At 51.2% G+C, this 14,208-nt stretch carries 14 protein-coding genes; all 14 read right to left on the reverse strand.

The genetic code is table 11. The annotated features are described in order from the left end of the window. Positions 1-93: 93 nt before the first annotated feature. The 14 genes from FHS30_RS07845 to fliS all read right to left on the reverse strand — a co-directional run bounded on the left by FHS30_RS07845 (position 94) and on the right by fliS (position 14,198). Positions 94-426 carry an Hpt domain-containing protein gene (locus FHS30_RS07845; protein WP_183909900.1) on the reverse strand — a complete coding sequence of 111 codons (333 nt, stop codon included), beginning with the start codon at positions 424-426 and terminating at the stop codon, positions 94-96. 66 nt (positions 427-492) lie between these two features. Continuing rightward, positions 493-2,196, reverse strand: coding sequence for an ATP-binding SpoIIE family protein phosphatase (locus FHS30_RS07850; protein WP_183909901.1), 1,704 nt, complete (start codon positions 2,194-2,196; stop codon positions 493-495). 15 nt (positions 2,197-2,211) lie between these two features. Next, complete coding sequence (locus tag FHS30_RS07855) at positions 2,212-2,517, reverse strand: STAS domain-containing protein (protein WP_183909902.1); 306 nt, start codon at positions 2,515-2,517, stop codon at positions 2,212-2,214. Between the two features lie 196 nt (positions 2,518-2,713). Then, entirely contained in the window at positions 2,714-3,157 is a 444-nt protein-coding gene (locus tag FHS30_RS07860; protein ID WP_183909903.1) for a flagellar export protein FliJ, read from the reverse strand. A 2-nt stretch (positions 3,158-3,159) separates the two neighbouring features. Next, complete coding sequence (gene fliI / locus FHS30_RS07865) at positions 3,160-4,521, reverse strand: flagellar protein export ATPase FliI (RefSeq protein WP_183910271.1); 1,362 nt, start codon at positions 4,519-4,521, stop codon at positions 3,160-3,162. Beyond that, positions 4,511-5,455, reverse strand: a complete 945-nt coding sequence (locus FHS30_RS07870) for a FliH/SctL family protein (protein WP_183909904.1) — start codon at positions 5,453-5,455, stop codon at positions 4,511-4,513. Before FHS30_RS07870 ends, fliI begins: the two co-directional genes overlap by 11 nt. 27 nt (positions 5,456-5,482) lie before the next feature. Continuing rightward, on the reverse strand, positions 5,483-6,526 hold the full coding sequence (gene fliG, locus FHS30_RS07875; protein ID WP_183909905.1) for a flagellar motor switch protein FliG: 1,044 nt from the start codon (positions 6,524-6,526) through the stop codon (positions 5,483-5,485). Further along, on the reverse strand, positions 6,523-8,193 hold the full coding sequence (gene fliF / locus FHS30_RS07880; RefSeq protein WP_425502366.1) for a flagellar basal-body MS-ring/collar protein FliF: 1,671 nt from the start codon (positions 8,191-8,193) through the stop codon (positions 6,523-6,525). Before fliF ends, fliG begins: the two co-directional genes overlap by 4 nt. A gap of 43 nt (positions 8,194-8,236) precedes the next feature. After that, a complete protein-coding gene (gene fliE / locus FHS30_RS07885; protein WP_183909907.1) occupies positions 8,237-8,605 on the reverse strand; it encodes a flagellar hook-basal body complex protein FliE in 369 nt (122 codons plus the stop codon). Positions 8,606-8,874: 269 nt separating this feature from the next. Further along, positions 8,875-9,066, reverse strand: a complete 192-nt coding sequence (locus FHS30_RS07890) for a PA3496 family putative envelope integrity protein (RefSeq protein ID WP_183909908.1) — start codon at positions 9,064-9,066, stop codon at positions 8,875-8,877. 221 nt (positions 9,067-9,287) lie between these two features. Continuing rightward, positions 9,288-10,721 carry a sigma-54-dependent transcriptional regulator gene (locus FHS30_RS07895; protein ID WP_183909909.1) on the reverse strand — a complete coding sequence of 478 codons (1,434 nt, stop codon included), beginning with the start codon at positions 10,719-10,721 and terminating at the stop codon, positions 9,288-9,290. Continuing rightward, complete coding sequence (locus FHS30_RS07900) at positions 10,718-11,953, reverse strand: sensor histidine kinase (protein WP_246341220.1); 1,236 nt, start codon at positions 11,951-11,953, stop codon at positions 10,718-10,720. Before FHS30_RS07900 ends, FHS30_RS07895 begins: the two co-directional genes overlap by 4 nt. Positions 11,954-12,097: 144 nt before the next feature. Next, complete coding sequence (locus FHS30_RS07905) at positions 12,098-13,534, reverse strand: sigma-54 dependent transcriptional regulator (protein WP_425502367.1); 1,437 nt, start codon at positions 13,532-13,534, stop codon at positions 12,098-12,100. 268 nt (positions 13,535-13,802) lie between these two features. Continuing rightward, on the reverse strand, positions 13,803-14,198 hold the full coding sequence (gene fliS / locus FHS30_RS07910) for a flagellar export chaperone FliS (RefSeq protein ID WP_183909911.1): 396 nt from the start codon (positions 14,196-14,198) through the stop codon (positions 13,803-13,805). Positions 14,199-14,208 lie beyond the last annotated feature (10 nt).

Below are 14,208 nucleotides of genomic sequence, written 5' to 3' on the forward strand. Positions count from 1 at the left end.
TCAGCGTAAATTTACCGCGCGTTACACGGCAGCTAAGGGCTACTGGAATGTCTAAGTGGGATAATGCAATTAGATTGCCAAGACTGTGGAGAATTAGCGGAAGGTTTCTAGCTTGCGTGATACTGCGTGGTATTCACGATCAATTTCGGACACAAGATTCTCTGCGCCATCTAAATTGCTGGCCATGCCCATCTCTTCGGCCTGCAAGCACAGCTGTGTCATTGTCAGCGCCCCCAAATTCGAAGCACTGCCCTTTAAACTGTGGGCCGTTTTGCGAAATGCCTCTGGGTCGCGATCATTGACATGGCGCTTAAGGTCTGCGATTCGTTGAAGTGAATCCTCAAAAAAGGTATCCAACAACATAGCGAAGTCATCTTCCATCACAGTCTTAAGCATTTCTATGGCGGCCGTGTCCAAATTGCTCATGAAAAGCTCCAAGTGCTGCGTTCAACGAAAGGCTAGGCCGTATAATAGCCGGTCTAGGCGTGTGTGTTAATGATCATCCTGCCAAACGAACTCAATTTCCACTTCATTGCCATTACCTTTGTACTCTACTCTGCGGCACAAATCATTTAACAGGTTCATTCCTCGGCCAGAATAGGTCAAGTTGCCATCTTTTCGCTGGTATTTTTTGTAATTGAAACCGTCACCCGTGTCTTTTACCTGAATGGTAAGCACACCACCTTCGCTGGTGAGCTTGTGGGCTATGCCAAATGTTACTGATCCCGTTGTAGTTTCTAATCGCTCAGTGCGCAATTCATAATATTTAAGAAAGCCATCAGCTGATTTTTTCAATGCCGAGTCTAACTTAAGTACACCATGCTCCAGCGCATTTGAATACAACTCTGCCAGAATGGTATAGAGATTACCGCCGTGCTTTCGCAGACTGGGCACACTTTGAACAATATTCAACAGCAGTGGTAGCGGATCAAAATAGCGGAAACTGCCGGCCTTTACCTCGAAACTCAAGGACCACTCGGTTAAGCCGCGTGCGGACGTAGAACCATAGTGATCTTGCAGCTGCGCGATATTGTTTGGCGTCACCATGGATAGCTCTACCAGAGACAAATCGTCATCGCGCTCGCCTTCACCCGCAAACTTCTGTACCGCATTTAAAATGCTGTCAAAGATAACTTCGCCATCACTCACCTTGTCAAAAACACTAACCAGCCGCTCTTCCCCAAACATCTCGCCGCTGGCATTGCGCGCCTCATGTATACCGTCTGACCAGAGAAATAGCCTATCGCCAGGTTCTAACTCTAAATAGCAGCTGTCATCTTTAAAGTCCTTACCACCGACAACCCCCAACGGCAAGTGACTTGACTTAACCGTTTCTATGGTGCCCGCTTTCGCTCGGTATACGAAGCAATCGGGAAGCCCACCATTCCACACTCGAACATAATTCCGTTTGAAGTTCATCTCCACCATGGTGGCGCAACAAAACAAACCGATAGGCAGCGTCGATTTTAATTTTTGATTTATCTCTTGCAAAATATCCGACAGTGAAAAGCCTTTGTGCGCCATGCCGTAAAAGGTCGATGCCAATGGCATGGCGCCGATGGCAGCCGGTAAACCATGTCCGGTAAAGTCGCCCAACAAAATCAACATACTGCCCGATGGACGTAACGCACCCACCAAGACGTCACCATTAAATACCGCCAACGGAGACATAAAATAGCGAACATTGCTAGCGTGCAGGCAACCACTGTGTGCAATATTGTCGAACACCTGCTTGGCAACGGCTTGCTCCTGCAGCATGTGATCATTATTGAGTTGTATTTGGTTGCGCTGTTTGCGCATGGTGGTATGCATATCACGCATACGGGAGAATGCTTTTATTTTTGCTTGCAGAATGAATCGATTATAGGGTTTGGAAAGAAAATCATCACCACCCGCTTCTAGGCATCTGACGAGAGAATCGGTGTCATTTAAGGACGTCAGGAAAATGATGGGCACCATTTCATCGCCAGCGGCCTCTTTGATTGCTCTAGCGGCGCCAACGCCGTCTAATTCAGGCATCAGCACATCGAGCAATACGATATCTGGCCGCACCGCGTTGTAAACCTCGATGGCCTCAACACCATTTTCCGCACTCACCACCAAATGCCCTTCTTTTTTGACGATACTTTCTAAGATCATACGATCTGTTTTTGTATCATCGGCGATGAGAACGGTGAGGGGTTTAGCAGCGGTCATACGCTTGCCTAGCGATTATTTGATGGTGAACAATTGTTCAAAATTAGAGATCGTCAGAATCTTTTTGACATCGGCGCTGCAATTCTCAATGGTGATATTCGCGCCATCTCCCCCGGCGTGGTCGCGCAACAGCAGCAACATACCTAGCGCCGAACTGTCCAGATAATTTGTTTCGCTCATGTCTACATTGAACCCTGCTGGCTGAGGATCAGCTTCCTCGTAAGCAGCACGAAACTCTTGATGCGCAGAAAAATCAAAGCGGCCCTCAACGGCAATGGTCAGAAAATTAGTGTCCGCAGAGTAACTGGTACGAATACCCATAGATGAATCCCTTATTCAAGACGGTTACGAGGGCTACACGCCGCTGCAGCCTAAGCATAGCCCAATAAACCGTTTACCGATGTTCGATCCGCTATTTTGTATAGCCATTAATAGCGGTACTACAAACAAATAGTGACCAACCTGCTTACATTGGTCAAGTTTTGGCGGGAGGCGCCCCTAGCGCTGCACCTTAGCGCTAGAGTAAGGCGCTGTCTTCACCCGATGGGCGCGCAGACAATTCATCACACATTTTATCCCACAACTTGTTTATGGCCTTTTGCGCCTCCTGATCAATGCGCGACTGGTAGTCTTCCAACATCTTTCGCCGTTGGTGTAACAGTCGCCACTGCTGACAATAGTGCTCAAACTGCTGTTCTATTTGCAGCATGCGGGCCTGCTGTTCTGCGATTACGTGATCTAACTGTGTTAAAAACTGCCGATAACTCTGCAATTGATAGACGCTTTGGCTGGGCTTGCGGGCAGCGTCTAGATAAGCGCTTTGGTAGCGACCTAACTCCGCCAACTGTTCCGTTTGTGCAGCCATTCGCTGACGCCAATGCCCCAGCACTTCAGCCGCTTGATCTTCTTTGCGCTTAGCCAATTTTATTAGCAAAAGTGCCCGTTTTTGCTGGGTATTCATGATCAGCTAGCAGGTGCTAAAGGGCGTTGCGCATCGGCTTTGTCTTGCAGAATCTGCGCGAGTTGTCGATTGGCCTCTTGGAAGCTGACCGCTTGACTTAGCGATTGCCGGATAAACCGCTTCAATTGGGGCTGCTTTTCAATAGCCACGTCCAGCTCTGTATCGGCGCCCTTTTGGTAGGCCCCAATACTGATCAGGTCTTTATTTTGGGTAAATGTCGACTGCAATCCCTTAAAGCGCTGGGCGAACTCGAGGTGCTGCTCAGTCACGACGCTTGGCATCACACGACTGATTGACGCCTCCACATCGATCGCGGGATAAAGGCCCTCATCCGCCAGCCGGCGCGATAAGACAATATGCCCATCGAGAATGGCCCGCGCAGAATCAGCGATGGGGTCCTGTAAATCATCGCCTTCGGTTAACACCGTGTAAAACGCGGTAATAGAGCCGCCGCCTTCAACGCCATTACCCGCCCTTTCGACCAATTGTGGCAACATGGCAAAGACCGACGGTGGATAACCCCGTGTGGCTGGTGGCTCGCCGATTGCCAGCGCAATTTCACGCTGGGCCTGCGCATAGCGTGTCAGCGAATCCATCAATAACAATACATTTTTGCCTTGATCCCGAAAATATTCGGCAATTTCTGTGGCGAGATGTGAGGCCCGTAAACGCTGTAACGGCGCATCATCGGCCGGTGAGGCCACGACGACGGCTCGACGCAACCCCTCCTCACCCAGAATATGATCCACAAACTCTTTAACTTCGCGCCCACGCTCTCCAACCAACCCCACCACGACAACATCTGCATTAGTAAATCGGGTCATCATCCCCAGCAGCACGCTTTTGCCCACACCGCTGCCTGCAAACAAGCCTATGCGCTGACCTTTACCCACCGTTAGCAAACCGTTGATTGCCCGTATGCCCACATCCAGTGGCTCACTGATTGGATGTCGATCCAATGGGTTAATGGCTTGCTGTCCCAGTTCAGAAATATGGACCTGAGTCAGTGGCCCTCGTCGATCGAGTGGTTGCCCCATGGCGTTGATGACACGCCCTAGTAGCCCATCGCCTACCAAAATACCGGTGCCGTGCTGCGATGGCCTCACCCGTGTTCCAACGCGCAAATTCGCCACCTTGGCCATTGGCATCAAAAAGGCTTTATTGCCGCTGAATCCAACAACTTCTGCTGCGACCGGCCCACTACTGGTCATTAGCTCACACGCTTGACCTATGGACACATCAATACCCTCTGCCTCAAGGGTCATACCCACGACACGGGTTAAGCTACCCTCAACCGCGGGCAAATAAGGTGTGGCATCGCCAGGATTTATGGCATGTAAATGCTGAATGAGGTCAGTCCACATCATCGGACTCCGACGGAGGAAATTCATCGTCATGACTCGACGTTAATCCACTATCTTGATCGCTCGGTGGCGGCGTAGCCGCAGAGGGTTCAGGCGACGTCATTGCCACCTTGGGCATGTCCGATTCCATTTCAGGAGGCTCGTCAGCATCGATCTCTAGCGGATCGCCAGGACCTTCGGGCCCGGCCAGCTGGCCCTGTTCAAAGCTTTCCAATACCGCGGCTAAACGCGCTTCAATGGTGGCATCTAAATGGCTCGCCGGCGTACTGATCCGGCACCCACCCGGGCTGATGTCCGAGTCTGGCAACCACTCGCAACGCTGCACAATATCTGCCATCAAGGATTCACCGTGCAAATACGCCAGATCATCGGGATGTAAATACACTTTGGGGAGAGTACCGCCTTGCAGCACAGGCAACTTCGCAAGACAGCTTTGGACAAGATTTTCGATGTGTGGACTGGGTGTGTTGAGCTCTGTAAGAACCAATTTGGCGGTCAGCCGCTGCACCAAATTCACCAATATTGATTGCAGTGATTCGCGGTGCGCAGAGGCCGGTGGCGCAAACTGCGCAACCAGCTCAGATAACTGCGCCTGCAAGCGCTGAAGCTGTTGTTGCGACTCTTGATAGGCGCGAGACTCTCCCTGTTGGCGCCCCTCTGCCATGCCTTCGTTCAACCCTGCCTGAAAGCCCGCGTCATATCCATCTTGTCGCGCTGCATCCATAACGGCTTCAATTTCTGCAGCCGTGGGTAACTTTAAAGGCGGCACATCTTCAATGACTTCCTTTGCCGCCGCAGCCTCATTGGCCTCCCGATCACGCGCTTCTTTTTCCGCGCTCGGCACCCGTTCGCCCCGCCCAACTTCTGGCAACAACCAAGTAACAGCTGAACCTGCTTGCTCGGCGGGAATATAATTTTTATTGGCAGTTGTCATGGCAAAATACCCAAGGAGTGAAACCGGTTAGAGCATCTGCTCGCCGCTTCCACCGAGCATAATTTCACCGGCGTCTGCCATGCGCCGCGCGATGGTAAGTATTTCTTTTTGGGCCCCCTCGACTTCGGATACTTTGACTGGCCCCTTCGCCTCTAAATCATCGCGCAGCAATTCAGCCGCTCGCTTGGACATATTTTTAAATATTTTCTCTTGCAAACTTTCATCAGCACCCTTAAGCGCCACAATTAAAATCTCGGACGACACTTCACGCAACAGTGCCTGAATACCACGATCGTCAACATCCCGTAAATTATCAAACACAAACATAAGGTCTTGGATTTGCGTGCCGAGATCTTCATCAACCTCTTTAATAGATTCCATCAAATCGGCTTCGATCGAACTCTCAAGATTATTCATAATTTCTGCGGCAACCTTCACGCCACCCATCGCCTTGGTCTGCGACCCAGCATTACCTGAGAACTGTTTCTCGAGAATATCGTTGAGTTCCTGTAACGCGCTGGGTTGTACCGTGTCGAGCGACGCCACACGCATCATGATATCGAGCCGCACTTTATCGGGGAAATAGCCCATAATTTCGGCCGATTGATCGCTATCGAGATAGGCCAACACAATGGCTTGAATTTGTGGGTGCTCGTTGCGAATGATATCGGCCACGGAGCGCGGCTCCATCCACTTTAAGGTGTCGAGGCCCGTGGTGTTACCGCCCAACAAAATACGATCGATTAGGCCGTTTGCTTTATCTTCACCCAGCGCACTGACTAACATGTTGCGAATATAGCCATCCGATCCCATGCCCAGTCCGGTGAGAGTGCGCACCTCGTCCAAAAAATTTGAAATGACGGCTTCGACTTCAAATTGCTGAATGTTATTTAAGTGCGACATAGAGGTGCCAACCCTTTGCACTTCCTTTGGCCCTAGATGTTTTAGCACCTGAGCGGCATCTGCTTCGCCCATAGACATAAGCAGAATTGCGGCCTGATCGACCTTGGACATTTTTAGCTCGGCTTTTTTATCGCCCTGCGCTTTATCCACCGCTTTATCTTCACTCATTCTTCATTCACCCAGCCTTTGATGACCAAAGCAACGCGACCGGGATCCTCAGCCACCAAGCCCTTAATAATGTTAATTTGCTGTTCATAACTCTCCTCCGGGCTTGGCAGAGCCAGGCCATCGCCGCCGGTCAGCGTCACGGTTTCGTCAGACAAATTTTCAAAGCCACTGAGACCCGCCTCTTCCAGTGCCGCCATCTCCTTGGCGTTTTCCAACTCTTTCGCCTTTTGCCCTGAAACAGCAAGGCTTTTCAGCACTGGGCGCAGCAATCCGGTAATCAACACAAGGACGATCACTAAGCCAGCAAGTTGTTTGGCGAGACTCAAAAACCACTCTTGCTGCCAGATTTCTAGCTCTACTAACTCCACTTCATCGCGCCCGATGAAGGTTGAGTTCAACACGTTGACACTGTCGCCCCGCGCGGCAGAATATCCGACTGCATCGCGCACTAAAATTGAGAGTCTTTCTAGCTCATTTTCAGTCCAGACTTGTCGCTCTTCGCCATCGGGTCCTGCAACCAGTTTATCGTCAACCACTACGGCAACGGTAAGTCTTTTCAACTTGCCTAACTGATGCTTTGTATAACTTACGGTTCTATCCAGCTCATAGTTTCGGGTCGCCTGCTTTGTGGCCCGGCGTGGTGAGCCTTCAGCGTCGCCTTCACCGCCAGCGCCCGCTTGCTCGGGTGCAGCGCCATCATTGGGCGGCTGATTAGTGAGCGCACCGGGTATACCCGCTACCACACCAGAACCCACCTGAGTTTCATCCACTGTCTGCTCACTGCGTATGGCGGGCAAATCCGGGTTAAATATTTCGTCCGCCTGTTCCACCTGTGTGAAATCGACCTCCGCTGACACCTCCGCACGGTACTTACCCGAACCTACGATGGGCTCCAAAATACTGTTAATTCGGGCAACTAAATCACCCTCTAGTTTGCGCGTGTAGTTGCGCTGCTTTCCGGCCATCGCCAGCTCGACATCTTCGTCGCCCGTACTCAAGAGATTGCCACGCTGATCAACAATGGTGACGTCTTCGATTTTGAGTTCGGGAATACTCGATGCCACCAGATTGGCCATGGCTTTAACCTGCTCGGCTTTTACCATGCGACCCGGATAGAGCTCTACAAATACGGACGCCGTAGGTTTGCGAGCATCGCGAATGAACACCGACGCCTTTGGAATTGCCAAGTGCACACGGGCTGAACGCACCGCGTTAATACTGGTTATGGTTCTCGCCAGTTCACCCTCGAGGCTGCGGTGATAGCGGGTCCCTTCCATGAACTGGCTCGACCCTAGAGGTTGCTCTTTGTCGAGCAACTCAAAGCCCACTGACTTGTCACCAGGAATACCGGCTTCAGCCAATTTCAAACGCGCTTTGTGAATATGATCCGCAGCTACCAGCAGCGCACCCGTACCTCCATCCACTTTAAATGGGATGTCATTGTGATCAAGGATTTGTGTCACTTCACTGCTATCTAGCCGATCGAGGCTGCCATAAAGGGGGCGATAATCTTCGCCCTGGGTCCACAATACAACGGCGAAACCAATGGCAACACTGGCAGCCAGTCCCACCATTAAGCCCGCTTGCCGTACCAAGTTCAGGTTATTAAAGCCCTCAACCAAATCGTTGGCTGGCTTATCGCGACCACTGGATAGGTCGTCGTTCATATCGGCAGTGGTAGATGCCATTCCCCGTCAACTCCTCGGCTGGTTAGATAGGCATATTCATAACGTCGCGGTAGGCATCTACCAGCTTGTTGCGAACCTGGACCATCGCTTGAAAAGACACACTCGATTTTTGTGAAGCAATCATCACATCCGTTATATCAACACCCGGTTCACCACTTTCGTAGGCCTTGGCCAATGCGGAAGATTCTTTTTGCAGACCGTTAACCTTGTCTATGGCCTGCGTAAAAAGCTGGCCAAACTCATTGGCAGCAGGCTCAGTGGCCCCAACCACAGTGCCCGGTTTAATGCGTTCGCTCACTTCACCAACGGCACGCGCCTCTGGCGGCATAGCCTGTTGTTTTATGGATCGCATTTCGACCAGTAATCGATTGATATCAACTCGATCTACCATTGTTTGCCCCGACAGAAAATTGACTGTTATTGCTGAATCCAGCGTTCGCTCTGATTACTGCATAAAACAGGCCAATTTTTGCTTACAACAGGTCAAACCTTGCCGCTCGGCTAAGTGTTGCCACAGTGACTTTTTTAAGAGCCGGCCAATGGCCATTTAAGGGGCGTTGTTGATGTTGCGAATGAATGCGTTTTGATGAGGAAAAATCGCCAAGAATTTGGCTAGGAGAAAAACGGCGCCACTGCCTGACGCCGAATGTGAGCAGATGATTAAAACTTATAGTCGAGGTCTAACTCACGCAGTTCGCGCTTAAGCCGCATTTCTTCTAACCGCTCTTCAAGTCGTCGACGGGGATCAATAGAGGACGAAGCGACCTTCGCATCCACTGTTTCGTCGTCAGAATCAGCCACATAAAGTTCATCGGTATCGTCAAAACCCACTGACAATTCAATACCAGACATAGACTACCCCACTGTATGAAATAAATCTGGTTATCAAAAACCCAATAAAACCATTTTTTCTGGTTTATTGGTTATAAGCCAATAGAACCGGATGACACCGGCTCTGTAGCGCCGGTGTCGGCCTAGGCTTGGGGCGGAAAATAATACGGGACGTGGGGACGGGTCAATAGTTTATTTTACTGTGTCGGAAGATTTTCTAACCCGTTAGCCAGGGCAAAAGATTAGTAGGGTGAACGCTTCCATGCGGCATCCACATCCAACCCATCCTCTTTGAGCCGCGCCACTTTATAGCGCAGTGTACGAGCGCTGATCCCCAGCTTGGCTGCGGTATCTTTACGACTACCATGAGACGCACGCAGGGTTTCTACGATGACCTGGAATTCTCGCTGTTTTAAATCGTCGCCCAATAATCCATCGGATACCAATGGCTTATTGACGGGAATGGCCGTCGGCGCAATCTCATTGGATGGGGTATCCGTAGCTCCCAACCCAAACTCTAAGCCCAGATCCAATGCTTCAATACAGGAGCCGGGCTGTAGGATAAGCGCGCGCTGCATAACATTGTCCAGTTCCCTAACATTACCGGGCCAGCTGTACTGCTCTAAGGTTGTTCGCGCTGATTCACTGAGGCACACCCCTTTGCGGCCCTGCCTGCGGGCGTGCCGATCTAATAATCGCTCAGCCAGTGGACAAATATCTTCTTTGCGTTCGCGCAACGGTTGCCACTGCAATGGCAACACACTTAATCGGTAGTACAAATCTTCTCGGAATCGGCCCTCAGCCACTTCCTCACGCATGCCGCGGTTAGAGGTTGCAATGACGCGCACGTCGAGTTTGATCAGTTTTCGGCCACCCAATCGCTCCACCTCTCGCTCTTGCAAAACCCGCAAAAGCTTGGCCTGCAACCCCATTGCCATCTCTGAAATTTCGTCGAGCAATAAGGTACCGCCATTGGCTTGCTCAAACTTTCCGGGACTGCTGGCGTGAGCACCGGTGTAGGCACCCTTTTCATGCCCAAAAAGTACCGCTTCAAGCATGTTCTCTGGAATTGCAGCACAATTGATCGCCACAAAGGGCTGATCTTTTCGCGGTGAGTGTTCGTGAATGTAGCGCGCCAACACCTCTTTACCGGTACCCGATTCGCCTAAAATGAGTACCGTGGAATCCGATTGCGCCACCCGATCCGCTAACTGCAGCAACTGACGGCTGTTGGGTGCTTCCGCTACAGGTGCATCGCTTGCCCATGTTCTGTGTCCCACGTGTTCGCGGACCAATGCCACTAAATCTTGAGATTCAAAGGGCTTCACCAAATAATCGACCGCCCCCTCGCGCATGGCATCTACAGAATCGGCAATGCTGCCGTACGCCGTTACTAGCAGTACTGGGGTTTGCGGGAAATGTTGGCGCACATGCCGCAACAGGTCGTGCCCCGACAGGGTTCCCATGTTGATATCGGACACCACCATGGAAACCGGGTTACCTTCCGACATATAGGCAATTGCGGCTTCTGCCGAGTTAACCGCCTCAGTCTCGAAACCTGCGAAACACAGGGTATCGTTGATTGCTTCGCGCAGGTCTCTATCATCTTCAACCACGAGAATATGACCGGTACTTACTGCGGGCGCCGGTGTTGATATGGCGTGTGCTGAACTCATGCAGACTTCTCCATGGGGTGGGCGACCGAGTCGCCTTTTAATACGGGAATTAACAGACTGGCGCGCGTGCCTTTGCCAGCCATAGAACGAATGACAAATTTACCGCCGTGGGCTTTCGCAACTTGCTGAACCACCGCTAACCCAAGGCCTGTACCCTGTGGCTTACTGGTCACAAAAAGATCGCAGACGGAATCGGCGATGGCATCGGGCAAGCCCGGACCGTCATCAACCACACTGATAGCCAATGCATTATTGACAAAAGGTTCCACCACTATCGACAACTGCACCGGTCCGCGCGCGGCTTGGATCGCGTTATCCACCAAATTTTGCACGGCGCCAATCAACGCATCCTGATTAATTGACACCACTTGCGACTCACCGCTCAGGGTCCACTGGCACTGGATACCCTCACGATTCAATGACGCCTCGAGTGCTTCAGCCAAGGCATTGTGGAATTGCTCGAGCGTCACAAGGTCCGTCATTGGCAATTCGCCACGCACAAAAAACAACATGTCTTTCACCTGGCGCTCCATGTGCATCAGTCGCCCATGAATTTTCTGCGCGCAAGCTTCAGTGCGCACGCGGTCCCCTGCCGTTTGCCCTAAATGACTGCAATACAATAATGCCGCAGACAAGGGCGTGCGAATTTGATGCGCTAATGCAGCCACCATGCGTCCCATAGACGACAAGCGCTCATGCCGGTTCAGTTGCGCCTGTAATTGGCGGGTTTCGGTTTGATCGGTCAGCAATATAATTTGGCCGTCATCATCGAGAGAGCGCGTGGCAATGGAGTAGCGCCGGCCGTCATGGGTCGACACCTCGTGTCCATCATCTGCCTTGGGGGCAAAATTGCGTTCAATAATTTGACGCCAGCTGCAATTTAGCAGAGGCCCAAACAACATATCGCGACTCGCCGGATTGGCCTGAGTAACCTGCCCCTTTGCATCCAGCACGATGACGCCACCAGGCAACACATTCAGTAGGGTTTCTAAGCGATTTGCCAACTCTTCTTTTTGTGCCAACTCCTGATAGCGCTGTGCGGATACGGCGGACAGCTCTTGATTAAGCTGGTTAACCCGCGTTTGCAACGCATCGTAAGAATCAGCCAACTGAGCTGACATTTCATTAAATAGCTCAAACGCCGACTTCAACCCTTCTGGATCTGACGGCGCTTGATTTTCGGTTAGCGTGCCGGCCAATTGCCCCATGCCTTTACCCTGTATAAGTGTCAAAAAAACCACAATAAATCTTGCGTACTTGGGTATTGCAAAGCGAGTGCCAGAAAAGACAGCCGTGAGTATTTGAGTAGACGTGAGGGCGTATAAAAAAAGGGCCTTGCGGCCCCTTTGCGGATTGTCGACGGCAGCCGTGTATTGTTAGCGGCTAAGTCCGTATTTACGCATTTTCTCCACGAGCGTCGTGCGCCGAATAGCCAACCGATCTGCTGCGCGTGCGACAACCCCACCGGTGTCGTCTAGCGCCTGCTGAATCAAACTGCATTCAAGATTGGTGAGGTATTCTTTGAGGTCAATACCATGCGCTGGCAGCAAGGGGCTTTCGCCCACTTTGATTACGGGCTGAGTACCCTGCTCCACCAGCTCCTCAAAAGCGGCTAACTCCTCAGCTTCGACGTGCTGGTATTTCGCGGGTAGATCCTGAGAACCCACCACGGAATTGGGGTGTAAAATCGCCATTCGCTCAACAAGGTTCGCCAACTCCCGCACGTTACCGGCCCATTCATGGCGGGTTAAGGACAAAATTGCATTGGAATTGAAACGAACGGTGCCGCGCTTTTCCGCTTCCATCCGCGATACCAACTCGGTGATGAGCATGGGAATATCCGCGGCGCGCTCACGCAAGGCTGGCACTTCAATAGGAAATACATTAAGGCGATAAAATAGATCTTCCCTAAATTCGCCCTCAGTAATCATCGACTCTAAATTTCGGTGCGTTGCCGCAATAATACGGACATCCGTGGGCTGCGAGCGATTACTGCCCACGCGTTCGAAGCAGCGCTCTTGCAATACACGGAGTATTTTTACTTGCATATTGAGTGGCATGTCGCCAATTTCATCCAGAAAAAGCGTGCCACCTTCGGCCATTTCGAAGCGCCCTGCCCGCGACCCAATGGCCCCTGTAAAGGCTCCTTTTTCATGGCCAAACAGCTCACTTTCCAACAATTCTGCTGGAATAGCCCCGCAATTGACGGGCACAAAAGGCCGATCGCGTCGATCGGAATGGTTGTGTAAATTGCGGGCGACGACTTCCTTACCAGTACCGGACTCACCGGTAATCAATACCGTCACATCCTTGTCCGCGACTCGTGCCATCATCTCTCGCATCTTATCCATGGCAACAGTAGAGCCCACGAGACTGCGAAATAAATGAGGCGTGCCTTTCAAGCCCACTTTTGCATTTCTGCTCAAGGTTGCCCGGAACCGCTGTGCGCGATGCAACAGGTCCAACAACTGGTTGTAAGTGGGATTTTCAGGCACTAAACCTATTATTTTGTGTTTGAGATACGGGTTGCAGTCTTCGGGCAATTCGGCTTCCTGGCCCACCAGTACCACGGGCAACCCCTGGTCCCAATCGTGAACGCGCTGCAGGCGCGACAACAGCGAGGGGTTATCTTTATTTTCACCCAGAAGAACAGCGCTATAGCGGTGTGCAGCGTCAGCCAGATCGGCTTCTTCTTCCCAGTGACTGGTATCGACCGTAAGGGCAGATTCGCCCATAAAATCGAGAATGACCTTGAGGTCATGGCGGCGGCTGGCGTTATCATCGACAACCAAAATTTTGATGGGCTCTAACAGCATGTGGATTTCCTAAATTACACCTAAGGATTACTGCAATCCGGTGCTAACCATCACCGACGAAAGTGACATTCTGTGTGTGACGGATTGTTTTGACAGTAAGTCAATAAAACGCCTCAGCTAAGGAAGTAATAGTCAAAAGAATGCCACCGGTCAAATTGTTGGCGGTAGGTGCTTGGATCAATTTCGTCTAGAAATCAGTCTGTTAGAGGGGTATAAGTTCTAAATAGGTCAACCATGGAGGGGAATTGAGGAATACGCGGGTCAATTACGACCGATTTCCTGCCTGCTCAATTTGCGCCCACGCGTCGGCAAGGGTTTCTAATAAACTGAGCACTTCGTTAACTTTTCCTTCAGAGAAATCGCGCTGACAGCCGATCAGAGTGCGCTGCATGTACAAATACAGGTTGTGTAAATTATAGGGAAGCTCCGATGAAACATCGAAATTGAGCGAGTCAGCAAGGCCACTGAGGCAATCCACAGCCTTGGAAATTGCATCCCGTCGAATGGCTTCCCGGTCCGCCTGATGCGCAACTAACGCTGCTTTTAATTGCGCACGGGTATGATTAAATAATAGTGAAATCAACTTGTGCGGGCTTGCGTCTGCAACCACAGATTCCAGTTGCAATTGCTTGTAGAGCTCGCCACCCTTTTGCGTTTGCATACACCTGCCC

It is taken from the genome of Simiduia aestuariiviva (assembly GCF_014192475.1).
In the GTDB taxonomy this organism is placed as follows: Bacteria; Pseudomonadota; Gammaproteobacteria; order Pseudomonadales; family Cellvibrionaceae; genus Simiduia; species Simiduia aestuariiviva.

Bases quoted from the DNA above. Each gene is read 5' to 3' on its own strand.
- FHS30_RS07895 (WP_183909909.1), bottom strand. From the start codon at position 10,721: ATGAGTTCAGCACACGCCATATCAACACCGGCGCCCGCAGTAAGTACC.
- fliS (WP_183909911.1), bottom strand. From the start codon at position 14,198: ATGCAAACGCAAAAGGGTGGCGAGCTCTACAAGCAATTGCAACTGGAA.
- fliG (WP_183909905.1), bottom strand. From the start codon at position 6,526: ATGAGTGAAGATAAAGCGGTGGATAAAGCGCAGGGCGATAAAAAAGCC.
- FHS30_RS07845 (WP_183909900.1), bottom strand. From the start codon at position 426: ATGAGCAATTTGGACACGGCCGCCATAGAAATGCTTAAGACTGTGATG.
- FHS30_RS07890 (WP_183909908.1), bottom strand. From the start codon at position 9,066: ATGTCTGGTATTGAATTGTCAGTGGGTTTTGACGATACCGATGAACTT.
- FHS30_RS07860 (WP_183909903.1), bottom strand. From the start codon at position 3,157: ATGAATACCCAGCAAAAACGGGCACTTTTGCTAATAAAATTGGCTAAG.
- FHS30_RS07870 (WP_183909904.1), bottom strand. From the start codon at position 5,455: ATGACAACTGCCAATAAAAATTATATTCCCGCCGAGCAAGCAGGTTCA.
- FHS30_RS07850 (WP_183909901.1), bottom strand. From the start codon at position 2,196: ATGACCGCTGCTAAACCCCTCACCGTTCTCATCGCCGATGATACAAAA.
- fliE (WP_183909907.1), bottom strand. From the start codon at position 8,605: ATGGTAGATCGAGTTGATATCAATCGATTACTGGTCGAAATGCGATCC.
- fliI (WP_183910271.1), bottom strand. From the start codon at position 4,521: ATGTGGACTGACCTCATTCAGCATTTACATGCCATAAATCCTGGCGAT.
- FHS30_RS07855 (WP_183909902.1), bottom strand. From the start codon at position 2,517: ATGGGTATTCGTACCAGTTACTCTGCGGACACTAATTTTCTGACCATT.
- fliF (WP_425502366.1), bottom strand. From the start codon at position 8,193: ATGAACGACGACCTATCCAGTGGTCGCGATAAGCCAGCCAACGATTTG.